This is a genomic window from Salifodinibacter halophilus (assembly GCA_012999515.1).
Lineage (GTDB): Bacteria > Pseudomonadota > Gammaproteobacteria > Nevskiales > Salinisphaeraceae > Salifodinibacter > Salifodinibacter halophilus.
On sequence record JABEEB010000762.1, the window covers coordinates 1 to 235 of the forward strand.

Consider the following 235-nt stretch of genomic DNA (forward strand, 5'->3'; position numbering starts at 1 on the left):
CGATCAAGCACGGCGCGATATCGCCGTACCGGCCCGAAGCGCACGCGCGCAACGCGGTCGTGATCGAGGCCCTGGCCGCCGCCGCGCAGGCGCAGGCGGCGCCCAGGTAGGTGTGCACGTCGCCGCCGCGGAAGCCGTAGATCGCCTGCTTGGGATCGCCGATCAGGAACAGGCCGGCCGGTTGCGCCTCATCGCCGTCCGCCGCGGCCTCGCCGAACACGCGGCGGAAGATCGC

The 235-nt window shown here is 73.6% G+C and carries 1 pseudogene; it reads right to left on the reverse strand.

What is annotated here, in order from left to right:
- Window positions 1-94: 94 nt before the first annotated feature.
- Window positions 95-172: pseudogene (locus tag HKX41_13625) on the reverse strand (UvrD-helicase domain-containing protein).
- Between the last annotated feature and the right edge of the window lie 63 nt (window positions 173-235).